General features: G+C 72.6%; 25 protein-coding genes. 16 read left to right on the forward strand and 9 right to left on the reverse strand.

Annotated features, from left to right (window positions below; genetic code table 11):
• Positions 1 to 42 precede the first annotated feature (42 nt).
• The 5 genes from ACZ7LK_RS25280 (at position 43) to ACZ7LK_RS25300 (ending at position 4,399) form a co-directional block, all read left to right on the forward strand.
• Positions 43 to 894 carry an NAD(P)H-binding protein gene (locus ACZ7LK_RS25280; RefSeq protein WP_471143541.1) on the forward strand — a complete coding sequence of 284 codons (852 nt, stop codon included), beginning with the start codon at positions 43 to 45 and terminating at the stop codon, positions 892 to 894.
• Between the two features lie 74 nt (positions 895 to 968).
• A complete protein-coding gene (locus ACZ7LK_RS25285) occupies positions 969 to 2,246 on the forward strand; it encodes a sensor histidine kinase (protein ID WP_469461987.1) in 1,278 nt (425 codons plus the stop codon).
• Positions 2,243 to 2,902, forward strand: coding sequence for a response regulator (locus ACZ7LK_RS25290; RefSeq protein WP_392275493.1), 660 nt, complete (start codon positions 2,243 to 2,245; stop codon positions 2,900 to 2,902). Before ACZ7LK_RS25285 ends, ACZ7LK_RS25290 begins: the two co-directional genes overlap by 4 nt.
• A gap of 21 nt (positions 2,903 to 2,923) precedes the next feature.
• Positions 2,924 to 4,123, forward strand: coding sequence for a cytochrome P450 (locus ACZ7LK_RS25295; RefSeq protein ID WP_471143546.1), 1,200 nt, complete (start codon positions 2,924 to 2,926; stop codon positions 4,121 to 4,123).
• 12 nt (positions 4,124 to 4,135) lie between these two features.
• A complete protein-coding gene (locus ACZ7LK_RS25300) occupies positions 4,136 to 4,399 on the forward strand; it encodes a hypothetical protein (RefSeq protein WP_392275491.1) in 264 nt (87 codons plus the stop codon).
• Between the two features lie 19 nt (positions 4,400 to 4,418).
• Here the strand turns inward: ACZ7LK_RS25300 and ACZ7LK_RS25305 are convergent, their stop codons facing one another.
• Positions 4,419 to 5,222 (reverse strand): diacylglycerol kinase, encoded by an 804-nt coding sequence (locus tag ACZ7LK_RS25305; RefSeq protein WP_471143548.1) that lies wholly within the window; start codon positions 5,220 to 5,222, stop codon positions 4,419 to 4,421.
• Between the two features lie 175 nt (positions 5,223 to 5,397).
• Between ACZ7LK_RS25305 and ACZ7LK_RS25310 the strand changes: the two genes are divergently transcribed.
• Positions 5,398 to 6,681: an adenylosuccinate synthase gene (locus ACZ7LK_RS25310; RefSeq protein WP_392275489.1), complete on the forward strand. Its 1,284-nt coding sequence runs from the start codon at positions 5,398 to 5,400 to the stop codon at positions 6,679 to 6,681.
• Positions 6,682 to 6,716: 35 nt separating this feature from the next.
• On the opposite strand, the gene ACZ7LK_RS25315 is transcribed toward ACZ7LK_RS25310, so the two are convergent.
• Positions 6,717 to 8,642, reverse strand: a complete 1,926-nt coding sequence (locus ACZ7LK_RS25315) for a serine/threonine-protein kinase (protein ID WP_471143551.1) — start codon at positions 8,640 to 8,642, stop codon at positions 6,717 to 6,719.
• A 117-nt stretch (positions 8,643 to 8,759) separates the two neighbouring features.
• On the opposite strand from ACZ7LK_RS25315, the gene ACZ7LK_RS25320 reads away from it, so the two are divergent.
• The 5 genes from ACZ7LK_RS25320 to ACZ7LK_RS25340 all read left to right on the forward strand — a co-directional run bounded on the left by ACZ7LK_RS25320 (position 8,760) and on the right by ACZ7LK_RS25340 (position 13,785).
• Entirely contained in the window at positions 8,760 to 9,659 is a 900-nt protein-coding gene (locus ACZ7LK_RS25320; RefSeq protein WP_469461996.1) for a glycoside hydrolase family 19 protein, read from the forward strand.
• Between the two features lie 225 nt (positions 9,660 to 9,884).
• Complete coding sequence (locus ACZ7LK_RS25325; protein WP_471143556.1) at positions 9,885 to 11,909, forward strand: FG-GAP repeat domain-containing protein; 2,025 nt, start codon at positions 9,885 to 9,887, stop codon at positions 11,907 to 11,909.
• A gap of 264 nt (positions 11,910 to 12,173) precedes the next feature.
• A complete protein-coding gene (locus ACZ7LK_RS25330) occupies positions 12,174 to 13,004 on the forward strand; it encodes a hypothetical protein (protein WP_471143559.1) in 831 nt (276 codons plus the stop codon).
• A 104-nt stretch (positions 13,005 to 13,108) separates the two neighbouring features.
• The gene (locus tag ACZ7LK_RS25335; protein ID WP_392275699.1) at positions 13,109 to 13,378 is read left to right on the forward strand and encodes a hypothetical protein; all 270 of its coding nucleotides are present in this window, start codon (positions 13,109 to 13,111) and stop codon (positions 13,376 to 13,378) included.
• A complete protein-coding gene (locus ACZ7LK_RS25340; RefSeq protein ID WP_471143562.1) occupies positions 13,375 to 13,785 on the forward strand; it encodes a PIN domain-containing protein in 411 nt (136 codons plus the stop codon). Before ACZ7LK_RS25335 ends, ACZ7LK_RS25340 begins: the two co-directional genes overlap by 4 nt.
• Positions 13,786 to 13,833: 48 nt before the next feature.
• Here the strand turns inward: ACZ7LK_RS25340 and ACZ7LK_RS25345 are convergent, their stop codons facing one another.
• Genes ACZ7LK_RS25345 through ACZ7LK_RS25355 form a run of 3 tightly spaced genes read right to left on the reverse strand, consistent with a single transcriptional unit; the run spans position 13,834 to position 15,327 of the window.
• On the reverse strand, positions 13,834 to 14,280 hold the full coding sequence (locus ACZ7LK_RS25345) for an SRPBCC family protein (protein WP_392275483.1): 447 nt from the start codon (positions 14,278 to 14,280) through the stop codon (positions 13,834 to 13,836).
• A gap of 34 nt (positions 14,281 to 14,314) precedes the next feature.
• Positions 14,315 to 14,551 (reverse strand): DUF397 domain-containing protein, encoded by a 237-nt coding sequence (locus ACZ7LK_RS25350; protein ID WP_471143565.1) that lies wholly within the window; start codon positions 14,549 to 14,551, stop codon positions 14,315 to 14,317.
• On the reverse strand, positions 14,548 to 15,327 hold the full coding sequence (locus ACZ7LK_RS25355; RefSeq protein ID WP_471143568.1) for a helix-turn-helix domain-containing protein: 780 nt from the start codon (positions 15,325 to 15,327) through the stop codon (positions 14,548 to 14,550). Before ACZ7LK_RS25355 ends, ACZ7LK_RS25350 begins: the two co-directional genes overlap by 4 nt.
• A gap of 213 nt (positions 15,328 to 15,540) precedes the next feature.
• Between ACZ7LK_RS25355 and ACZ7LK_RS25360 the strand changes: the two genes are divergently transcribed.
• A complete protein-coding gene (locus tag ACZ7LK_RS25360) occupies positions 15,541 to 15,975 on the forward strand; it encodes a hypothetical protein (RefSeq protein WP_471143570.1) in 435 nt (144 codons plus the stop codon).
• Here ACZ7LK_RS25360 and ACZ7LK_RS25365 read toward each other — a convergent pair.
• The 3 genes from ACZ7LK_RS25365 to ACZ7LK_RS25375 all read right to left on the reverse strand — a co-directional run bounded on the left by ACZ7LK_RS25365 (position 15,953) and on the right by ACZ7LK_RS25375 (position 18,134).
• Complete coding sequence (locus ACZ7LK_RS25365) at positions 15,953 to 16,744, reverse strand: putative protein N(5)-glutamine methyltransferase (RefSeq protein ID WP_471143572.1); 792 nt, start codon at positions 16,742 to 16,744, stop codon at positions 15,953 to 15,955. The genes ACZ7LK_RS25360 and ACZ7LK_RS25365 overlap by 23 nt on opposite strands.
• Positions 16,745 to 17,025: 281 nt before the next feature.
• Positions 17,026 to 17,508 (reverse strand): MarR family winged helix-turn-helix transcriptional regulator, encoded by a 483-nt coding sequence (locus ACZ7LK_RS25370; RefSeq protein WP_471143575.1) that lies wholly within the window; start codon positions 17,506 to 17,508, stop codon positions 17,026 to 17,028.
• Entirely contained in the window at positions 17,505 to 18,134 is a 630-nt protein-coding gene (locus ACZ7LK_RS25375; RefSeq protein ID WP_471143577.1) for a DJ-1/PfpI family protein, read from the reverse strand. The genes ACZ7LK_RS25370 and ACZ7LK_RS25375 overlap by 4 nt, the downstream gene beginning before the upstream one ends.
• 204 nt (positions 18,135 to 18,338) lie before the next feature.
• Here ACZ7LK_RS25375 and ACZ7LK_RS25380 point away from each other — a divergent pair, with 204 nt between their 5' ends.
• The 3 genes from ACZ7LK_RS25380 to ACZ7LK_RS25390 all read left to right on the forward strand — a co-directional run bounded on the left by ACZ7LK_RS25380 (position 18,339) and on the right by ACZ7LK_RS25390 (position 21,247).
• Complete coding sequence (locus tag ACZ7LK_RS25380; RefSeq protein WP_392275475.1) at positions 18,339 to 19,712, forward strand: aspartate aminotransferase family protein; 1,374 nt, start codon at positions 18,339 to 18,341, stop codon at positions 19,710 to 19,712.
• A 77-nt stretch (positions 19,713 to 19,789) separates the two neighbouring features.
• A complete protein-coding gene (locus ACZ7LK_RS25385; protein ID WP_392275474.1) occupies positions 19,790 to 20,470 on the forward strand; it encodes a GntR family transcriptional regulator in 681 nt (226 codons plus the stop codon).
• A 126-nt stretch (positions 20,471 to 20,596) separates the two neighbouring features.
• Complete coding sequence (locus ACZ7LK_RS25390) at positions 20,597 to 21,247, forward strand: hypothetical protein (RefSeq protein ID WP_392275473.1); 651 nt, start codon at positions 20,597 to 20,599, stop codon at positions 21,245 to 21,247.
• 66 nt (positions 21,248 to 21,313) lie between these two features.
• Here ACZ7LK_RS25390 and ACZ7LK_RS25395 read toward each other — a convergent pair whose 3' ends face one another.
• Positions 21,314 to 22,072, reverse strand: a complete 759-nt coding sequence (locus tag ACZ7LK_RS25395; RefSeq protein WP_471143582.1) for an SLATT domain-containing protein — start codon at positions 22,070 to 22,072, stop codon at positions 21,314 to 21,316.
• Between the two features lie 273 nt (positions 22,073 to 22,345).
• On the opposite strand from ACZ7LK_RS25395, the gene ACZ7LK_RS25400 reads away from it, so the two are divergent.
• A complete protein-coding gene (locus ACZ7LK_RS25400) occupies positions 22,346 to 22,687 on the forward strand; it encodes a YbaB/EbfC family nucleoid-associated protein (protein WP_469462014.1) in 342 nt (113 codons plus the stop codon).
• Positions 22,688 to 22,774 lie beyond the last annotated feature (87 nt).

Here is a 22,774-nt window from a genome sequence, read left to right on the forward strand (position 1 = left end):
CCAGGACGGGGGCTGACCGCAAGGGTTCGTAGCGTCGCCGCCATGACGAACCACGAGAACGAGACGACCCTGGTGACCGGGGCGACCGGCACCGTCGGCCGCCAGGTGGTCGCCGAGCTGCTGCGCCGCGGCCGGCCCGTGCGGGCCCTGACCCGGGACCCCGCGAAGGCCGGCCTGCCCGAGGGCGTCGAGGTCGTACGCGGTGACCTCACCGACCCCGGGACCCTCACCGCCGCCCTGGAGGGGGTCACCGGTCTGCATCTGATCACCTTCGGCGGCCCGTACTTCACCCCGCTGGACACCGGCCCCCGCGTCGTGGAGCTCGCCCGCGCGGCCGGCGTGCGGCGCGTCACCGTCCTGCACGGCGGCGGACCGAGCCCGCTGGAGGACGCGGTGCGGGCGGGCGGCCTGCCGTGGACGGTGCTCATGCCGGTCGAGTTCATGGCGAACGCCCTGGAGTGGGCGGAGGACATCCGCACCTCCGACGAGGTCCGCGAGCCGTTCCCCGGCCGGCTCAGCGCCATGGTCCACGAGGCCGACATCGGCGCGGTCGCGGCGGTCGCCCTCACCGAGGACGGGCACGCGGGACGGGAGTACGTGATCACCGGGCCCGAGGCGCTCACCGTCCGGGACAAGACCGACGCGATCGGGGCGGCCAGGGGCCGGGAGGTGCGGCTGGTGGAGCTGACCGAGGCCGAGGCGGTCGCCCGGTGGCGCGCCGAGGGCCGGCCGGCGGACGTGATCGACTTCCTGCTGGAGGTGTACGGGAACACCCCGCCCGAGGGGCGTACGGTCCTGGACACCGTGGAGCGGGTCACCGGCCGCCCGGCCCGTACCTTCGCGGAGTGGGCCAGAACCCACGCGGCCGCGTTCCGCTCCTGGTCAGCGGCGTAGTACTCCAGGGGGACGCGGAAGGATCCCCATCCAAGGTGACGACCGCGGCCCCCGCCTTGCCTACCGTTGCTGACGTGACCGACACCAAGACGCGCAGTCCGGAGTACCGGATGGCTCACGGCATGTTCATGGGCATGCGCCGTGAGCTCCTCGACGACGCCCTCGCCTACCGGCCGCTGACGCCCATGGCCACCGACGGGCCGGTGACCAGGCGGCTGCCGCGCCTCATACGCGCGTACGTCGCCTGGTTCCCGCACGCCCTGGTGATCGGGGCCGCCCTGATCGTCATGTCGGTCGGCTACACCGAGGGCAAGCCGGTCACCGGCATCATCCCGGCCGGCGTGATCATGCTGACCCTGGTCCGGCCCGTCGCCGCGTTCTGGGCGTCGCTGGCGACCGCCCCGTTCGTGAGCGTGATGGCCGGCTACTGGGACGGCTGGCCATGGGCCCCGACCAGCTTCATCGGCCAGCTCACCGTGATGACCGTGGTCGCCGCCCGCACCCGGCCCCGCACCGCCGCCTGGATGTGGGCGCTCACGGGCGGGTTCGGCTTCTTCTGCGAGGTCTTCCTCAGCCGGGGCAGCAGCGGGTCGACCTGGCCCCTGCTGGTCACCTCCGCTTTCGTGCTGCTGTGCGTCACCGTCTTCCACACCCGCCGCGCGGCCAAGGAGGAGGTCACCGCCCAGCAGACGGTCACCGCCCAGGAGCGGTCCCGGCGCACCCTCCTGGAGGAGCGCACCACCATCGCCCGCGAGCTGCACGACGTGGTCGCCCACCACATGTCGGTCGTCGCCATCCAGGCGGAGGCCGCCCCGTACCGGGTGGAGAACCCGCCGCCGGAGCTGGAGCAGGCCTTCGTCACGATCCGGGAGAACGCCGTCGCCGCGCTGACCGAGCTGCGCCGCATCCTCGGGGTCGTACGGGCCGAGGACTACGAGGCGCCCGACGCGCCGCAGCCGACGCTGGCCGACCTCGAATCGCTGATCGCCAACGTCCGCGAGGCGGGCCTGACCGTGGACGCCACGGTCACCGGGGCCGCCCGGGAGCTGCCGCCGGGCGTGGAGCTGTCCGCGTACCGGATCGTGCAGGAGGCGCTGAGCAACGTGCTGCGGCACGCACCGGGCGCGTCCGCGAAGGTGGAGGTGTCGTACGTGCTCGGCGGGCTGGGCCTGCGGGTGGTGAACGGGCCGGCCCGGGGCCTGGTGAAGCCGTCCCCCGGGGCCGGGCACGGGATCACGGGCATGCGGGAACGGGTGGCGATGCTGGACGGCGAGATGACGGCGGAGACGACGGAGGACGGCGGCTACGAGGTCGCGGCCTTCATCCCGGCGCAGCGACAGGAGTCGGCATGACCATCCGCGTACTGATCGTCGACGACCAGAGCATGGTCCGGGAGGGTTTCTCCGTCCTCCTGAACGCGATGCCCGACATCGAGGTCGTCGGCGAGGCCGTCAACGGCCGCGAGGCGGTCCGGCAGGTCGGGGCGCTCCGCCCGGACGTCGTGCTCATGGACATCCGCATGCCGGAGATGAACGGCATCGACGCCACCCGCGAGATCGTCGCGGCGGACGGTGACGCCAAGGTGCTGGTGCTGACGACGTTCGACCTGGACGAGTACGTGTACCAGGCGCTGCGCGCCGGGGCCTCGGGCTTCCTGCTGAAGGACGCCTCCGCGCGGCAGCTTGCGGAGGGGGTACGGGTGGTCGCGGGCGGCGAGGCGCTGCTGGCGCCGACCGTCACCAAGCGCCTGATCACCGAGTTCGCCAAGACCGCCGAGACGTCCCGCCCGTCGGCCCTGGCCCAGGTCGGGGACCTGACGGAGCGCGAGACGGAGGTCCTGGTGCTGATCGCCCAGGGCCTGTCCAACGGCGAGATCGCCTCCCACCTGGTGGTCGCCGAGTCGACGATCAAGACGCATGTGAGCCGCATCCTGGTGAAGCTGGGGCTGCGGGACCGCACGCAGGCGGCGGTCTTCGCGTACGAGGCGAGGCTGGTGACTCCGGGCTGAGCCGTGCATAGGGTCGGGCGCATGGACTTCGACCCGTGGTCGCCCGCCTTCGTCGCCGACCCCTACCCCGCCTACGCCGGGCTGCGCGCCGGCGGCCGGGTGCACTGGTTCGAGCCGACGCGCCAGTACCTGGTCCCGCGCCACGCCGACGTGTCCGCGCTGCTGCGCGACCGGCGGCTGGGGCGGACGTACCGGCACCGCTTCACCCACGAGAAGTTCGGGCGGACGCCGCCGCCGGCCGCCCACGAGCCGTTCCACACCCTCAACGACCACGGGATGCTGGACCTGGAGCCGCCGGACCACACCCGGGTCCGGCGCCTGGTGTCCAAGGCGTTCACCCCGCGCACGGTCGAGCGGCTGAGGCCCTACGTCCACCGGCTGGCCGGCGAGCTGGTCGACGCCCTGGTCGCGGACGGCGGCGGTGACCTGCTGACCGCCGTGGCCGAGCCGCTGCCGGTCGCCGTGATCGCGGAGATGCTCGGCATCCCCGAGTCCGACCGGGCACCGCTGCGGCCCTGGTCGGCGGACATCTGCGGCATGTACGAGCTGAACCCGGACGAGGGGACGGCGGCCCGCGCGGTCCGGGCGTCGGCCGAGTTCTCGGCGTACCTGCGCGAACTGATCGCCGAGCGGCGCGCCGCACCGGGCGAGGACCTGATCAGTGCGCTGATCGCGGCGCACGACGAGGGCGACCGGCTCACCGAGCAGGAGATGGTCTCCACCTGTGTGCTGCTGCTGAACGCCGGTCACGAGGCGACGGTGAACGCCACGGTCGGCGGCTGGTGGACGCTCTTCCGCCACCCGGAGCAGCTCGCCGCCCTGCGCGCCGACCCGGGGCTGGTCCCCACCGCCGTAGCGGAGCTGCTCCGCTACGACACCCCCCTCCAGCTCTTCGAGCGCTGGGTGCTGGACGACATCGAGATCGGCGGCACCACCGTCCCGCGCGGCTCGGAGGTCGCCCTGCTGTTCGGCTCGGCCAACCGGGACCCGGACGTCTTCGACCGCCCCGACACCCTGGACCTGTCCCGGTCGGACAACCCGCACGTCTCCTTCGGCGCGGGCATCCACTACTGCCTCGGCGCCCCGCTGGCCCGTATCGAGCTGGCGGCCTCGATGGAGGCGCTGCTCACCCGGGCGCCCGCCCTCCGGCCGGCCGGGGAGCCGGAGCGCTCCCCGGGCTTCGTGATCCGGGGTCTGAAGGGGCTGCCGGTGGAGGTTTGAGATCATGGACGGATGTCAACTGCCTTGCGCCGTACCGTCGCTGTCCTCGTTCTGCTCTCCGGAGCGGCCCTCGCGTTCTACGTGGTCTTCGGGTCGCCGCACGAGTGGACGGGCGGCATGCGGCTGCTGAAGTTCGCCATGGGGCTCACGGCGATGGCCATGATCAGCATCAGTGCCCGGCTGATGTTCCCCGGCACCCCGGAGGACGACAAGGACGACGACAACGACGACGCCTCGACGCCCCCGCCCTTCACCGGCCCGCTGGACGCCCTGTAGGAACCGGCCCCCCCGGGCGCTACCCCACCGGCAGGGTGAGCGACCACGCCGACGGGCGGACCGTCCAGGTCCGGGTCCACACCGGGCCCGTGACCAGCGCGTCCGCCCGGTAGCGGTACGAGGCGCCCGAGATCGTGACCGCGGCGGCCTCCACCCGCACCGGCTCCGCCGCCCTGGGGCGGACCACCACCTCGGCGACCCCGCCCCGGGAGCGCACCGTCACACCCTCCACCGGGTCGTCCAGGTCGCTGAGCAGCCGCCCGTCCGCCTCGACCCGCAGCCGGTGCGTCCGTATCGCCGGAACGACGGGCGCCGGGCGGACCAGCGTCCGCACCAGCGACCGGCAGGTGTCCCACACCGACGGCGGCTCCACGACCGACAGCCCCGCGGGCCCTGCCGGCACCCGCAGCCCCCGCACCACCACGCCGTCGCTGTCGTCGACCAGCAGGTCCAGCCGCCGTACCGCCCCGTCCAGCACCGACCGCGCGGCGGCCACCGCGCCCAGCGGCACGCCCAGGGCCCCGGCCAGCTCCACCGAGCCGCGCGGCCCGACCGGGACCAGCGACAACGCCCCGTGGGCCAGCTCCCGCTCCCGGTGAAGCTGCGCCACCGCCCGCAGCAGCGCCCGGTCGTCACCGATGACCACGGGGCGCCGCGAACCGCGCCGGGAAAGGGCCCGGGCGAACTCGGCCGGGGTGTCGGGGAGGCAGATCTTGACGCTCGCCCCGGCACGCAGGACGTCCTTCGCGATCCGCACGGACTCGCCGTCGTTCCGGCGCGCCACCGCGTCGATGACGACCAGCAACTGGTCGGGAGCCGACACCTCGGTCCTTCCTCGGGTAGCATCTTTGTGCAAGAGCCCCTTGCGCTATTGCGCCAGGGGCTTCGTCTATTCCGGGGCACTCGGTCCGACGGCTCAGGCTGTGTCGTACACCGTCGTACGACGTCTGTACTTCCCCTGGCCTTGGACATGCCCCGCCCGGAAGGGGTGTACGCCTGTGCCCGCACTTGTGCTGCTCGGTGCTCAGTGGGGTGACGAGGGCAAGGGAAAGGCCACCGACCTCCTCGGTGGATCCGTTGATTATGTGGTGCGCTACCAGGGCGGCAACAACGCCGGCCACACGGTCGTCGTCGGCGACCAGAAGTACGCGCTGCACCTTCTCCCTTCCGGAATCCTCTCGCCGGGGTGCACCCCGGTGATCGGGAACGGTGTCGTCGTCGACCCGGCGGTCCTGCTCTCCGAGCTGAGCGGACTGAACGAGCGCGGCGTCGACACGTCGAAGCTGCTGATCAGCGGTAACGCGCACCTGATCACTCCGTACAACGTCACCCTCGACAAGGTGACGGAACGGTTCCTCGGCAAGCGCAAGATCGGCACGACCGGGCGCGGCATCGGCCCCACCTACGCCGACAAGATCAACCGCGTCGGCATCCGCGTCCAGGACCTCTACGACGAGTCGATCCTGGAGCAGAAGGTCGAGGCGGCGCTGGAGCAGAAGAACCAGCTCCTCGCCAAGGTCTTCAACCGCCGCGCCATCGAGTCGGGCCGGATCGTCGAGGAGATGCTCCAGTACGCGGAGCAGATCAAGCCGTTCGTCGCCGACACGACGCTGATCCTCAACAACGCCATCGACGAGGGCAAGGTCGTCCTCTTCGAGGGCGGCCAGGGCACCCTCCTGGACGTCGACCACGGCACGTACCCCTTCGTGACCTCGTCCAACCCGACCTCCGGCGGTGCCTGCACCGGCGCGGGCGTGGGCCCCACGAAGATCAGCCGGGTCATCGGCATCCTCAAGGCGTACACCACCCGCGTCGGCGCCGGCCCGTTCCCGACGGAGCTGTTCGACGAGGACGGCGAGGCGCTGCGCCGCATCGGCGGCGAGCGGGGCGTCACCACCGGCCGTGACCGCCGCTGCGGCTGGTTCGACGCGGTCATCGCCCGGTACGCCACCCGCGTCAACGGCCTGACCGACTTCTTCCTCACCAAGCTGGACGTGCTCACCGGCTGGGAGCAGATCCCGGTCTGCGTGGCGTACGAGATCGACGGCAAGCGCGTCGAGGAGCTGCCGTACTCGCAGACGGACTTCCACCACGCGAAGCCGGTCTACGAGTACCTGCCCGGCTGGTCCGAGGACATCAGCAAGGCGAAGACCTTCTCGGACCTGCCGAAGAACGCGCAGGCGTACGTGAAGGCGCTGGAGGAGATGTCGGGCGCGCCGATCTCCGCGATCGGTGTCGGCCCCGGCCGTACCGAGACGATCGAGATCAACTCCTTCCTGTAGGCACACCCGAGCAGGTCCCGTGACGGGGAGCCCGGTCACTTCTCCTTGGAGAACTCGCCGGGCTCCCCGTCCGCGTCCATGCCGTAGACCAGGAGCCGGTCCTTGCCGTCGACGCGCTGGATCCGCAGGTTCGAGGACGCGCCGGAGGCGGTGCACTCCCGGTCGGAGGCGGCCGCGTCGACCGTGGCCGGGCCCAGCACCAGCAGGCTCCCGGCGCCGCCGAGGACGGCGGTCTCGGCGCAGTTGACCGTGTCGGACAGCGGCTCGCCGGTCTCCTCGTCGGTCCGCGGGTAGCTCTGCTCGAACCGGACGAGCGGCGCGCCGACCGGGCCCTGGGTGATGATCACCTCGTGGCTGTAGAGGTCCGCCTGCGGGTCGGACACGTCCGGGTTCGGGACGTCCTTCCAGTGCCCGAGGAACTCCTTGGGCACGACGGCGGGCCCGGACCGGGCCTTGCGGAACGTGGCGGTCGCCGCGCCCGACGACCACTCCAGCACCTCCGGGGAGCGGACGGTCAGCTTCTGGTGGGCCGCCGGTGTGCAGCGCCGGGCGGGCACGCTGGTCGTCACGTCGCTCTCGCCGAACACGATCCCGTCCTCGTCCGCCGAGACGAGGGCCGACCGGCCCATGCAGAGCCGCTCCCCGCCCACGTGGACGTAGACCGCCGCCTTGTCGCCGGGCGCTCCCTCGCTGATCTCGATGCGGGCGGTTTCGTACGGGGCGGTGTCGGTGCCCCGGAGGACCCCTTCCCAGGCGCCGAGGAAGGTGGCGGGGACGACGTTGCGGGACCCGTCCCCCGCGGTCGTGCCCCCGCCGGGCGCGCCCGGCGTCCGGGAGCGTTCCGTCAGCCCGTACCCGACGGCGGCCGCGGCGGCGAGGGCGGCGACGGTGCCGATCAGCAGCCGCCGCCGTCCCGGGCGGGGGCGGCCCGGTGGCTCCGGTACGGGCGCCTGCGCGCCGCCGCCGGCGGTGGTGCCGTCGTGCGCGGGGGTGGCGCCGGGGGTGCCGCCGGGGGTGGGGGTGCCGTGCTCGGGGGTGGTGCCGTGTGCCGGGGTGCCGTCCTGCGCCGGGGTGCCGTCCTGGTCGAGCAGCCGGGCGGCCATCCGGCCGAGCTGGGCGAGCAGCCCGGCGGGCAGCCACGGGTCGGCGGGCTCGACGGAGGCGGCCAGGTCGCCCGCGGTGGGGCGGGCGGCCGGGTCCTTGGCGAGGCAGGACCGGACGAGGCCGTCCAGCTCGGCGGGCAGGCCGGTGAGGTCGGGCTCGTCGTGCGCGATGCGGAACAGCATGGCGTGGACGCCGCTGTCGGCGGTGCCGAACGGCGCGCGCCCGGTCGCCGCGTACGCCAGGACCGAGCCGAGGCAGAAGACGTCCGACGCGGGGGTGACCCGCTCGCCCCGCACCTGCTCGGGTGACATGAACCCGGGCGAGCCCACGACCGCTCCGGTGCTGGTCAGCCCGCCGTCGGTGACCGTCTCGACCGCCCGGGCGATGCCGAAGTCGATGATGCGGGGCCCGTCGACGGTGAGCAGGACGTTCGCGGGCTTCAGGTCCCGGTGCACCAGCCCGGCGGCGTGGATGTGCTCCAGCGCGCGGGCCAGCCCGGCGGCGAGGGACCGCACCGACGCGGCCGGCAGCGGCCCGTACTCGTCCCCGACGACGGTACGCAACGACGGCCCCGCGACGTACCCGACGGCCACCCACGGCGCTTCCGCGGCGGTGTCCGCGCCCAGCACCGGCGCGGTTCCGGTGCCGCCGACCTTCTCCAGCGCGGCCACCTCGCGGGCGAAGCGGCGCCGGAACTCCTCCCGCTCGGCGAGTTCGGCGTGCACCACCTTCACCGCGACCGTGCGGCCACCGGCCGACCTGGCCAGGTACACCCGGCCCATGCCGCCGGACCCCAGCCGTCCGAGCAGCCGGAACGGCCCAACCTGGACGGGGTCTTGACCACTCAGAGGCTCCACGTCCACAGAGCATGCCAGAGGAGGGGCGGGCGCCCGTAACAACGTTTGGTCTAGACCTTGACAGGTACAGACCATTCACGCTTCGGTAGGGGCCATCCCCCACGGAAAGGCCCCTTCATGCTGCGACGCCTGTCGACCCTGCTCGCCACCCTCGCCGCTCTCGCCACGGCCGTCGGCCTGGCCGTCATCCTCCCCGCCACCACCGCGTCGGCCGCCGAGTGCGCGGCGCCCTGGACCTCCGCCACCGTCTACACGGGTGGCAAGACCGCCTCGTACAACGGCCGCAACTGGCTGGCGAAGTGGTGGACCCAGAACGAACGCCCCGGCTCCGCCGACGTCTGGTCCGACCAGGGCGCGTGCGGCGGCGGCACCGGCCCCGGCCCCTCGCCGTCCCCCTCGGGCTTCGTGGTGAGCGAGGCGCAGTTCAACCAGATGTTCCCGAACCGCAACTCCTTCTACACGTACAGCGGTCTGACCGCCGCCCTGAGCGCGTACCCCGGCTTCGCCAACACCGGCAGTGACACGGTGAAGAAGCAGGAGGCCGCCGCCTTCCTCGCCAACGTCAGCCACGAGACGGGCGGCCTGGTCCACATCGTGGAGCAGAACACCGCCAACTACCCGCACTACTGCGACTCCGGTCAGCCCTACGGCTGCCCGGCCGGCCAGGCCGCCTACTACGGGCGCGGCCCGATCCAGCTCAGTTGGAACTTCAACTACAAGGCGGCGGGCGACGCCCTCGGCATCGACCTGCTCAACAACCCCTACCGCGTCGAGCGGGAGCCGGCGGTCGCCTGGAAGACCGGCCTCTGGTACTGGAATACCCAGAACGGCCCCGGCACCATGACCCCCCACAACGCCATGGTCAACGGTGCCGGCTTCGGCCAGACCATCCGCTCCATCAACGGTTCCCTGGAGTGCGACGGCAAGAACCCGGCGCAGGTGCAGAGCCGCATCACCAACTACCAGCGCTTCACCCAGATCCTGGGCGTCCCCACCGGCTCGAACCTGAGCTGCTGAGACGCGCGCGGTACGGGGGCGGCCACCGGCGGGTGGCCGCCCCTTCGTCGCACCCGCTCGGAAAGTGCCTGATGTGATGTCCGGGGCTGCTGTTACGATCCCAGCGTCTTGCGGGGGAGGGTGCGGCCGTGGGGGGCCGGGCAGGACACATCAGCCGTGGCGAGCCGTCGCGGCGCCTCCCCCGCCTCTTCGGTTCCTGGGGAGGGGCCCTTGCCTCGTCATGCTTTGACGCGTTCCGGCGCGTCCGTCGTTCTGTCCGCCGCCCTGGCGGGCACCCTCGTGCCGCTGTTCCCCGGTGCGGCGTTCGCGGCGGACGGCCCGGCCGCCGAGGTCGTGGTGCCCGCGCCGCCCACGCCCGTGGACGGCCTCACCCTGGGCGCCGGGGCGCTGCACTACCGGGCCATGTCCGACGTGTCGTCCTCCCCGGCGCTGTACCGGCACCTCCTGTCCATCACCGGAACCCCCACGGCGGACCAGCGGGTCATGGTCCGGGGTCTGCCCACCCCGGTCGACGCCCTGGTTCCGCTCGGCAACGGCGAGGCGGCGCACCAGTCGAACACCGACGTCATCGGGGGGCTCACAGGACAGCACGCCGACGGGATGTACGGACGGCTGTCCGGCGGCTCCGGCCGGTACGTCGTGTCGGGCACCGCCACCACCCAGTACGTGGGCGATCTCCAGCGGCAGTTCGGCACCCGCCGGTTCGACGGCAGGGCCGCGTCCACGGTGTGGGGCACGACCGTCTGGCTGTCCGACCCCGCCAAGCCCTCCACCGTCTCCTGGTACGACGTGAAGACGAAGGCGACCTCGGCCGCCCTCGCGATCGGCTCCGACTGCACCCCCGACCGGCTCCAGGCCGTGGGCCGCTGGATCCACTGGAGCTGCGCCAAGGGCGCGAAGGCCGGTGTCTGGGACCAGAAGACCCGGCTGACCACGCCCGTGCCGTTCGGCGAGACGCAGCTCGGTGACGGGTTCGTGGTACGCAAGGACGCGGCGGCCGGGAAGCTCACGCTCACCGACGTCCACACCGGCGACCCGGCGGCCGTCAGGACGACCGACTTCGCCTCCGTCCCGGCCGGCGCCGACTGGTCCGTCGACAAGTTTGGCGGCCACGTGGCGTTCACGGACGCCGAGGAGCGCATCCACATCAAGCCGGTGACTGTGCCGCGTTCCCCGATCTCGGTCATCGAGGAGCGCCAGGACACCTCGGTGCTGAACGTCGCGAACGGCGCGGACAGGGCCTGGTACGGCACCTGGCTGCTGTCGCGGCCCGCCCTCCGCACCAGCATCGAGTTCAAGAACCCGGCCGGTACGACCGTGGCCGGCTGGAGTTCCGCCGACCGCGTCGGGGCGCAGTCCTCGATGGCCTGGGACGGCAGGGGCTCGGACGGTGCCTTCGTGCCCGCCGGCCACTACACCTGGACGCTCAAGGCCAACCCCGGCGACGGCAGCGGTCCCCGCGCGGTGCGCACCGGGACGGTCCAGGTCGCCGATGTGCACCTGCCGTTCCGGGACTACGACCGTGACGGGATCGGCGAGCTGTTCTCCCGCAGCGGCGGCGGGCTGAGCGCCCACGAGCCGGTGAAGGGCACGTCGACGACGTCGACCGGCTGGACCGGCGTCAGCGCCGTCGTCCCCTTCGGTGACCTGGACGGCGACGGCTGCAACGACGTCCTCACCCGCACCACCACGGGCGAGCTGTACCGCCACGGCGCCAAGTGCGCCGGGGTCCCCGCCCCCACGAGCCCCAAGTCGAGGATCGGCACGGGCTTCAACGCCTTCGACGTCCTGCTCAACCCCGGGGACATGACCGGCGACGGCCGCGCCGACCTGCTGGCCCGCCAGCGTTCGACGGGCGACCTCTACCTGTACGCGGACAACCGGGCGGGCGGCATCAAGGCGGGCGTCAGGATCGCCGGGAAGTGGAACGGTCTCACCCTGATCGGCGCGGGCGACCTCGACGGGGACGGCCACACCGACCTGCTCGCCCGCGACGCGGGCGGCGAGCTGTGGAGGTACGAGTCGACCGGCACGGGCGCGTTCCACCCCCGGACCCTGGTGTTCCGAGACTGGGGAGCGGGACGCGACGCGATCATCGGCGCGGGGGACGTCGACGGGGACGGGAAGAACGACCTCGTCTCCCGCGACACCAACGGCAAGCTGCTGCGCAACAGCGGCAGGGGCGACGGCACGTTCGGCCCCACGGTCCAGATCGGCTCGGGCTGGGGCGCACGCGGCACGCTGTACTGAGCCTCGCCGAGGCTCACCCCCAGGGGTGAATTTGGCATATGACACAGGGGTGGCCACCGGCGGGTGGCCACCCCTTTTCGCTGCATCACCGCAGGTCGCACCGGAAACCGGATATCAAGTCCCCGGTTTTCGAATGACCGTATGACTAAAGGCTGTTGATTGCGGTGATCGCTTCGCGTGGCGCTAGATTCGCCGCACAGAAAACGAAATGCCCCCGCGATGGGCCAACATCCGGGGGCGCGACACCAGGAGCAAGACCTCCCGATGCGTGTTTACCGTACCGCGCCCACGCGCGCCTTCACCACTTTCAGCAACGCCCTGCTGCGCGACGCGACCATTTCCTGGTGCGCGGTGGGCCTCCTCGCCTATCTGGTCAGCCTTCCCAACGGTGCCAGGGCGAGCATCCGCAAGCTCTCCGAGCAGCGCAAGGAGGGCCGTGACCGGATCGGCGCCGCCCTCCGGGAGCTGGAGGAGGCCCGCTATCTGCGCCGCCTGACGCGCCGCGACCGCACGGGGCGACTGCGCACGGAGTACGAGGTCTTCGACACCCCGTACGACCCCGAAGCCCCCGCCCCGGACCCCGCCGAAGCCCCCACCGCCGGGCCCACCCCCCGAACGGTCGGAAACCCGGCCTCCGGTGGCCGGGACGACGGGCCTCCTGGACCGCTCCCTCCGGGAGAAAAGAAGGGGGTGAAACAACCTCCCTCCCCGGCAGTCCAGTTGCTCACCTCGCTGGGCCGGAGCGATCCACGGCTCGCCCTGGGGGCGGGCGAGGCGGAACGGCTGAGGACCCTGGTCGAGGAGTGGTGGGCCGTCGGCGCCAGTGACGCCCTGATCCGCGAGGCGCTGACCTCCGGCCTGCCCACCCGCGTTCACGCCCCCGCCGCCCTGGTGGCCGGCCGCCTCCGCCGCAAGAAGCCCGCACCGCGCCCTGCGGCGCCCGTACGACCCGAGTGCGGCGTCTGCGGCACGCCGGTGCCCGAAGGGGCCTCCTGCGCCCGCTGCGACCCCGCCACGCCCGCCGTCGCCGGTTTCGTCGCGGCCGCACTGCGCGGCAGCGCCTCGGTCCGGCAGGTCCTGCGCCGCCGCTGCTGAAAGCTCCCGGCCGCCGCTCGGCGGCCGGGCCCACCGAAAAGAAATGGAGTGCCATGACCATCACACTCGAACGCCCTGAGGTGGTATACCGTCGGTATACTGTCATGGTGGCTGACACAACGATCAAGGTTGACCCCGCGGTTCGCGACCGCCTCCAGGAGCTCGCCCGGGATCGTGGGATCACCATGCGCGATCTGGTCGCGCAGCTCGCCGGAGCGACGCCGACCAAAGAAGAACTGGCGAAGCGTCGTGAGGAGACCAAGGCGTACGTCGAGGAACACTTCCTCGGCGGGCCGTACACGGAGCAGGACGCGGTGGCGGGGCAGCAGCTCTGGGCCGACGTGGTGTCGGGGCGCATCGGGGAGGTTCAGTGAAGGAGGACCAGTACCCGCTGCCGCGCGCGATCGTCTTCGACGACACCGCCGTGCTGGCGCTGGGCGGCGGCAACCGCATGGCCTCGCGGCTCGTCGTGGAGGCCGAGAGCGACGCCACGCTGAGGATCTGCATCCCGGCCCTGTCCCTGACGGCTGCCGAGGCTGAGCGGGCGGGCGTTGCGGAACACGTGGGCGCCCTGCCGTCCGTGGACATCGCCGCCCTGGACTTCGCGGGTGCGGCGGCCGTCGGCAAGCGCCTGCGGGTCCACGATGACGAGTGGAGCAGCGCGCACGCGGTGCACCTGGCCCAGCCCTCGGTCGAGTGGCCCCGGGGCCGACCGGTGCTCAGCGCTGACCCCAAGCGCTACCGGGGGACCGGCGTGCGGGTGATCACCATCGAGAAGTAGGCCCGCCGACGAGCGCGGGGCCCGGAGCGCGCCCGGGCCCTGTGGCGGCTACGGGCGTGCCTCCAGGATGTCCTTGAGGTGCTGCTCGTTCCTCGGCATTTCCTTCCTCGCACGCGCCCGGACGACCAGCGGCACGAGCACCTTGCCGATGCCGTGCGACTCGAAGTTCAGGTCCAGCGTCACGCGCGACCGCTCGCCGTCGCCGATCGGCTCGACCGTCCCCTGCACATGGCCCCGGACGGGGCCGTCGATCCCGTCCATGCGGAAGCTCCGCGGCGGGTCGTACTGGCTCATCTCCATGGTCATCGGCATCCGCCGGCGGCCCATCTGCCGGGTCACCCTGACCCGGGAGCCCAAGCCGCCGGTGGCGCCTCCGACCGGGCTGACCGCCAGGGCGCTCTCCTGCCACTCGGGCATGTGGGAGGCGTCGGTCAGGTAGGAGAAGACGTCCTCGGGACGACGCGAGATCTCGACGCTCTGCCTGATCGCGGACATGGCGCCCCCTTTCGGGACATTCCTACACACAACCCTACTCGGCCCAGTCGAGGAAGGATTCCCAGGCCGCCGGGGCGACGGCGAGGACGGGCCCGCCGGGGTTCTTGGAGTCACGGACGTGGACGGTGTGGGGGCAGGCGGCCACCTCGACGCACTCGCCGCCGCTGGGGCTGCTGTACGAGGACGTACGCCAGTCGAAGGCGACTTCGACGCACTCGCCACCGCCGCTGTCGCTGTAGCTGGACTTGAACCACCGCAGGGTGCTGCTCATCTCTGCTCTCCTGCCAACCGCTCGATGAGGCCCAGCGATTCACGGGTGTCGAGGGCCTGTGCTCGGATCCTCGCATACCGCTGCCCGTACGTACTGACCTTCGCACGGTCCTTGATCAACAGACTCTCGCCCTGAATCTCCAGGTACACGAGGTGGTCGTGCTCCGGTGTCTCCACCAGGGTCATGCCGCCTCGTTCGCCAGCGTGCTCCCCGCTCAGCCCGCAGTCCAGCGGCAGCACCTGAACCGTCACGTTCCGCCTCCGCGCGCACTCCGCGAGGTGCAGCAACTGCCCCCGCATGACCTCCGAGCCGCCGATCGTGCGGCGCAGCACCGACTCCTCCAGGACCAGCTCGATCAGCGCCACCGGATCCCGCTCGAACAGCTCCCTGCGCGCCATCCTCGCCTCGACCAGCTCCTCCACCCGTCGCTCCGGCAGCGGCGGGTACCCACCGCCGATCAGCGCCCGCGCGTAGGCCTCCGTCTGGAACAGCCCGTGCACCACCAGCGTCGCGTAGAGCGACAGGCTCACCGCCTTCTGCTCCAGCAGCGCGTAGTTCTTGAACTGCTCCGGATACTTGTCCAGCCGGACATACATCCGCGCCTGCTCGAAGAGGCCCAGCCCGTCACCGAGCACCTTTTCCAATTGCACCAGCATCGCGTCGCTCGCCGGCTGGGCGCAGGTTTCCATGGCGCTGACCGCCGCGCCCGTGAAGCCGATCTCCTTGCCGAGCTGGTCCTGGGTCCACCCCTTCCGTACGCGCATCTTGCGCGCCATGTCCGCCACGAGTCGCGTCGCCGGACCCGCCGTTTCCTTGTTCTCGGTTCGCGCCAAATTGCGTCACCGCCTCGATTCAACCGGTCTCAACCGGTCACAACCCGTCCCCGTCGAATTCGACTGCGGGACGGCGTCGTTTCCGCAGGTCAACGCGGGTCCGACGAGCCTCCGCAATCGTGCAGAACGCTAGCCGTGGCAGTCCACGATGTCCCTGTGAATGCGCCAAGTTGCCACCCGAACATCGAATGGATTCCGTCCTCCGGATTCCAACTCCGCAAGGCGGGCGTCCAATTCGACGCCGTGCGCGTCGACGGGGACGACGGCCGCCGGGCCGCAGACCTCCTGGAGCACATGACCGGCGGCGACCCGGGCCCCGTCGTCATCGAGGCGAACGGGCGGCGAGGCGTGTACTTCCTCCTCCCGCCGGGCAGCTCGGCGGGCCGCGCCTGGCCGCCCGGCGCGATGCCGTTCAACGCCGCCCGCTGGGCGGTGAGTTACGTACCCGTCCCGGCGCTCGGCGGGCGCACCTGGCCGCTCTCCTGGCGGTGTCCACCGACGGCCCCCGACCGGTTCGTCCATCCGTACCTGCTGCTCAGCACGCTCGTGGCCATCGAGCGGGCGACCGCTACGCCGCCCGGGTCGCGATGACCACCGTGGCGTACAGGTCCTCGCAGGTCACCACGTGCGGGACGAGCCCGTCGGCGGCGACGACCGCCGCGGCGGCGGACGCCTGGCGTTCGCTGGTCTCGAACAGCAGGCTGCCGCCCGGGGCCAGCCAGGCGGCGGCCTCGGCGGTGACGCGGCGCAGGACGTCCAGGCCGTCCGCGCCGCCGTCGAGCGCCACGCGCGCCTCGTGCACCCGCGCCTCGGCGGGCAGGAGCTCCACCTCCTCGGTCGGGACGTAGGGCACGTTGGCGAGCAGGACGTCGACCCGGCCCCGCAGCAACGCCGGGAGCGGGTCGTACAGATCGCCCTCGTACACCCGCCCGCCCACCGCCGTGATGTTCCGGCGGGCGCAGCGCACGGCGGCGGGGTCGATGTCGGCCGCGTGCAACTCGGCCCGGTCCAGGGCCGCCACGAGCGCGGCGCCCAGCGCGCCGGTGCCGCAGCACAGGTCGACGACCACGGCGCGCGGCGGGGCGAGGGCGGCGGCCCGGGTGACGAGGAACTCGGTGCGGCGCCGGGGGACGAACACCCCCTCGTCCACGGCCACCCGCAGGCCGTGGAACTCGGCCCAGCCGAGGACGTGTTCCAGTGGAAGCCCGGCGGCGCGGCGCTCGACCATGGCGTCGAGTTCGTCCGGTGTGCGGGCGGTGGACAGGAGCAACTCCGCCTCGTCCTCGGCGAAGACGCAGCCGGCGGCGCGCAGCCTGGTGACGGTGCTGGAGAACGAGAGGGAAAGCGGTGTTGCGGACATGGAAGCGGAAGCCTTTCGGGACGCCCATGGGCGCTCCCGCGTGACTCGTGACCCTGGTCTACGAGCGGTGGGAGGGGAGAGCCCTGCCTGACCTGGCGTTGATGGGTCTCACCTCCTCGGTAGGTCTCCTGCTGAACGCGGCCACATTACCCGACGGCCCTCCGGGGGACGGGAGATCCGTCAGGAGCGCGCCGGGCCGGCCGAGGGCCCCGATCCCGGCCCGACTCCCGCCCCCGCCCCCGCCCCGGCCCCGATCCCGGCCCCCGCCCCGATCCCGGCCCCTACCCCGGCCCCCGCCCCGTTTTCGGGTCCGGGCCCGAGATGGCGTCCAGCGCCTCGGACAGCCGCTCCAGGACCCGGGCCGTCTCGGCGAACGCCTCCTCGCCCAGCTCGGCGGTCAGGCGGGTCGCCAGCTCGGCGTGGCCCGGCTCTATGCGGGCGACCGTCACCCGGCCCAGCTCCGTGGGGGCGAGGAGCTTGGCGCGCCGGTGCGCCGGGTTCGGCAGGTACTCGGCCAGCCCCTCGTACACCAGCAGGTCCGCGACGCGCTGGACGCTCTGCCGGGTGATGCCCATCGCCCGGGCGATCCCGGACACCGGCAGCGGCTCGTGCAGCACCGCCCCCAGCACCTGCCACCACGACGCCGTCAGCCCGGCGGGCCTGGCCAGCTTCTCCGACACCGCCAGGAACTGGCCGTTGAGCCGGAACACCCCCAGCGCCGTACGGCTGAGCAGCCCCTGGAGCTCCTTCTCGACCCGGGTCACGCGTTCAGTTCCTCGTACGCGGCCGGGTCCGAGTCGTGGAACAGCCGGTACCAGGCGTCCAGCTTCGCGCCCTCGAACGCGCCCAGCAGGCCCAGCACCTCGCGGGCGAAGGCGACCGGCTCGGTGGGCCCGGCCGTGACGAGGCCGTCGTCGGCGACCGCGTCCGCCTCCACGTACCGCTCGGCGCCCTTGTAGCCGGTGGCCGCGAGGTAGAACGGGACCGCGCTGGTGTGGTCCCGGTCGTCCAGCAGCCCCTCGCGCGCCAGCCCGGCGGTCGCGCCGCATATGGCGGCGACCGGAACGCCCGCGTCGAGGAACCTCCGCGCGGCGGCGGCGAAGGGGGCCAGGTCGTCCCCGGTGTCCCACAGGTCGGCGCCGGTGAGGATCAGCAGGGCGCTGTCCTCGGGCCGGAGGTCCGCGAGGGCCAGATCGGGGAGGACGCGCAGTCCGCCGATGGTGGTCACCGGGTCCGTCGTCGGCCCGACGGTCCTGATAGCGAAGCCGGAGCGTGCCAGCCAGGCGGTGGCGTGCCCGGTCTCCCAGTCGGCGAACGAGTCGTAGACGGCGAGGTGGACGGTCCTGCCGGGGTGGGTGGGGGAGGGGGTGGGGGAGTCGGTGCCGGACATGGGGGCCTCCTGTGGGCGCGTCGTCGGCTGTGCCGCGGATTCCGTACCTTCGTTCGACCTGATGACAGAATGCTGTCATCACGACAGGATGCTGTCAACCCCTCCCGTCCCCGCCGCACGCACGACACCCTGCCGACCCCCGCGCCTTCCGCCATACAAGATGGCCATACCGACGTCCGAGGCCCGGTCCCTACCCTGGGCGCCATGACCCCTCATGCCGATCCCGCCGCATCCGCCGACCCGCGGACCGGCGCCGCCGTCAAGGCCGCCGACCGCGCGCACGTGTTCCACTCCTGGTCCGCCCAGGGCCTGATCGACCCGCTCGCCGTCGCCGGCGCCGAGGGGGCGTACTTCTGGGACTACGACGGCAACCGCTACCTCGACTTCACCAGCGGCCTCGTCTACACCAACATCGGCTACCAGCACCCCCGGGTCGTCGCCGCGATCCAGGAGCAGGCCGCGAAGATGACCACCTTCGCGCCCGCCTTCGCCATCGACGTACGTTCCGAGGCCGCACGCCTCATCGCCGAGCGCACCCCGGGCGACCTGGACAAGATCTTCTTCACCAACGGCGGCGCCGAGGCCGTCGAGAACGCCGCCCGCATGGCCCGTCTGCACACGGGCCGCCCGAAGATCATGAGCGCCTACCGCTCGTACCACGGCGCCACCTCGACCGCCATCAACCTCACCGGCGACCCGCGCCGCTGGGCCTCCGACACCGCCTCCGCCGGTGTCGTGCGCTTCTGGGCACCCTTCCTCTACCGCTCGCCGTTCTACGCCGAGACCGAGGCCCAGGAGTGCGAGCGCGCCCTGACGCACCTGGAGGACACGATCGCGTTCGAGGGGCCGCGGACCATCGCCGCGATCATCCTCGAAACCGTCCCCGGCACCGCCGGAATCATGACCCCGCCGCCCGGCTACCTCGCCGGCGTCCGCGAGATCTGCGACCGGTACGGCATCGTCCTCGTCCTCGACGAGGTCATGGCGGGCTTCGGCCGCACCGGCGCCTGGTTCGCGGCCGACCACTTCGGTGTCGTCCCCGACCTGCTGACCTTCGCCAAGGGCGTCAACTCCGGGTACGTCCCCCTCGGCGGCGTCGCCATCTCCGCCGAGATCGCCGCGACCTTCGACGAGCGGCCCTATCCCGGCGGCCTCACCTACTCCGGGCACCCGCTCGCCTGCGCCGCCGCCGTCGCCACCCTCCAGGTGATGGCCGACGAGAAGGTCGTCGAACAGGCCGCCCACCTCGGCGAGAACGTCCTGGGCCCCGGCCTCCGCGAGCTCGCCGAGCGCCACCCCTCCGTGGGCGAGGTGCGCGGCCTGGGCGCCTTCTGGGCGCTGGACCTCGTGCGCGACCGCGAGACGCGCGAACCGCTCGTCCCCTACAACGCCCAGGGCGAGGCCAACGCCCCCATGGCGGCCTTCGCGGCGGCCTGCAAGAAGAACGGTCTGTGGCCCTTCGTCAACATGAACCGCACCCACGCGGTGCCCGCCTGCAACATCACCGAGGAGGAGGCCAAGGAGGGTCTCGCCGCCCTCGACGCCGCGCTCGCGGTCGCCGACGAGCACACCGTGTAACCGCCTCCATGCGCCCCCTCCGACCGGCCCGCCCCTGGCTTAAGGTGTCCGGAACCGGACGGAGGGGGCCAGGAGCCATGCCCGCGAGCGGAGCAGTCACCCGCAACACCCTGCGCCGGCAGGTCGCGGACGCGCTGCGTGACGAGGTGCTCGCGGGGCGTCTCCAGCCGGGGCAGGAATTCACCGTCAAGCACATCGCGGAGCAGTACGGAGTGTCGGCGACCCCGGTGCGGGAAGCTCTGGTCGACCTCACGGCCCAGGGCCTGCTCGACTCCGACCAGCACAAGGGCTTCCGGGTCCACCGGTTCTCCGTCGAGGACTACCGGGGCATGGTCGAGGCCCGCGCCCTCATCGTGGACGGCGTCTTCCGCCGCCTGTGCGACCGGACCGGCGCCCTCCGCGTCCACGGCGCCCCCCTGGTGTCCGTCCGCCGGCGGGCCGAGGAGGCGGCGCGGGCGGCGCGCGCCGGGGACCTGGACATCCTCATCGGGTACGACCTGCGGTTCTGGCGCGAGCTCAGCGGCTTCGTCGCCAACCCCTACATCGCCGACTTCCTGCACCGGCTGCGCGTCCAGGCCTGGGTGTTCGCCGTGCCCCACCTGCGCGCCTCCCGCGACCCCGGCGCCTGGCTGTGGAACGGCCACGAACAGCTCGTCGACGCGGTGACGCTCGGCGACCCCGACGCGGTGATGGCGGCCATCGACGCGTACAACGAGCACTCCCAGCGGTGGGCCGACCATCTGGACGGGCTGGGCTGACGGCACTTACCCCTCATGGCGGGTGGGTATGGGAAGTGCACCCGAGCCGCGCACCGGCGCTCGCCGGCCCGTCCCACCCCCGGCCGTCGCCGCGTACGTACGTAACGGAAGGAGAGCGAGTCTCCCTTGGCTTGTGACCTGTGGTTGGTCCCCCTCGTCGACGTGCTGTGCCACAGCCCCGACAACCCCTTCGCGGAAGAGATCGCCGCGTACGACAAGGCCCTCACCGCGTCCGGCCTGCCGACCGTGCCCGTCTTCGCCTACATGCCGGGACTGTCGGGCGACGTCGCCCCGGTCGCCGGCTTCGACTACGACGCGCTGCACTTCCTGCGCCGCGCCTACCTGCTCCAGATCTGCGGCCTCGCCGTCACCCCGGTCGACGAACTGGGCGGCGACTACGAGCAGCTTCTGGAGATGTTCGAGTCGACGGCACAGCAGTCGCACCTGGTGTGGCACTACGACCACGCGGGCGCGTACGTCCCCGTCGACTTCCCCACGCCGCTGTCCAACGAGGAACTGCTGGCCGGCGGCGGACCGCTCGGCTCCGCCCAGGGGCTGCTGCGCGAGCTGGAGTACGTCGCCCCGTCGATCGGCATCGACCCGGCGAACCCGCCGGCCCCGCCCCGGCCGCCGGAGCGCCCCACGGCCCTGGAGGAACCCGCCGGGCCGATCCCGTACGACGACAGCCCCTTCGCCCGGGAGCGGCACGTGTGGCTCGGCCTGCACGCGGCGGCGACCCGCAGCCTGGGCCAGGGGTCGATGATCATCTTTAGTTGACGGGTCCCGCCGACCGGGCCGAGCTGGCCGGCCGACGGGTCCCGCCGACCGGGCCGGCCGGCCGGTTCAGCGGGGCTCCGGCGGGCGCTGGCGCGGCATGTTGGGCCGGGTCCCCGGGGGGAGCGGGAAGCGCCCGGAAGGGTGCGAGCCCTCCACCCGGGGCGGCGCGCACGACAGGGTCGACTGCATCACCAGTGGCGTCGGACCCGACCGGAACGCCACCATGCAGTCCGCCGTCTCCGCCCGCACCAGCTCCGTCACGTCCTCCGAGAACCGCCGCAGCACGCCCAGGCACCGCTCCGCCGCCTCGCTCGCCGTGCCCTCCGCCGGGCCCAGCACCTCGCGGATGCTCTCGGCCGCCCAGTCGAACTGGAACGCCCGGAGGCGCCGCTCCACCGCCTGCGCCGTCGCCACGTCCCGCATCCAGCCGGACGTGAAGCCGAAGTACCGGTCGCAGGCCAGGCACGCGGCGGCCAGCAGCAGCGACACGTACCCCCATCCCGACGCCCCGTCCAGGGCGCCCGTCACGTCCAGCAGCGGCAGCGCGGCACCGGCGATCACGCCCAGCGCCGTACCGATCCGCAGGGCCCGGGCGCCGCGCCGCTTCCAGGCGCGGTCCTCCAGGTACCACTCGGCGGTACGCAGCGCATGGCCCTCGGCCCACCGGTAGAGCTCGTCCAGCCGCTCGGCCGGCTCGCCCCAGTCGCCGAGCGGGAACGGCCGCCCGGTCAGATCGCCGCCGGGGCCGCCGCCGTAACGTTCCCGGTCGAGGCGGTCGCCCTCCCCCCGGGCGTGGCCCCCGGGCTGCATCTCCGGCTGGCTCACCGGGGCACTCCTCTGCGCTCTGCGTGACAATCCGTAACGTGCGGGCGGTGCGATGCGCGTGTGCGTACTGGTGCGCATGCCCTTTCCTACCGCCGAATGGTGGGCCGGAAGTGCGAAAGCCCGGTATTTCCGCCTGCAAGAGGGGCTTGATCAGCTAAGGGGCGCGCCTGTTTCTCACCCGAAAGAGTGAAGCCATGCGGATGGGGCACAGCGTCCGGCGACCACGTAGGCTCGGCATACCGAACACTCGTCGTCGATATGCCAGGAGTGACCGTGATTCCCGGTGGTGGCCAGCCCAACATGCAGCAGATCCTCCAGCAGGCCCAGAAGATGCAGCAGGACCTCGCCCGTGCCCAGGAGGAGCTGGCGCGGACGGAGGTCGACGGGCAGGCCGGCGGCGGCCTGGTGAAGGCCACCGTGACCGGCTCCGGCGAGCTGCGCTCCCTGGTCATCGACCCCAAGGCGGTCGACCCGGAGGACACCGAGACCCTGGCCGACCTCGTCGTCGCCGCCGTGCAGGCCGCGAACGAGAACGCCCAGGCGCTCCAGCAGGCCAAGCTCGGCCCGCTGGCCCAGGGCCTGGGCGGCGGCGGCATCCCGGGCCTGGGCTTCTAGGGAGCGGACGCGCTCTGGGGCGGGCACCGGGCTCCCGGGCGGGCGCTCCCGGACCCCGGGCGATCCGGGGCCGGGGCCCGCGGGTTC

This window comes from Streptomyces sp. NPDC039423, from assembly GCF_055598725.1.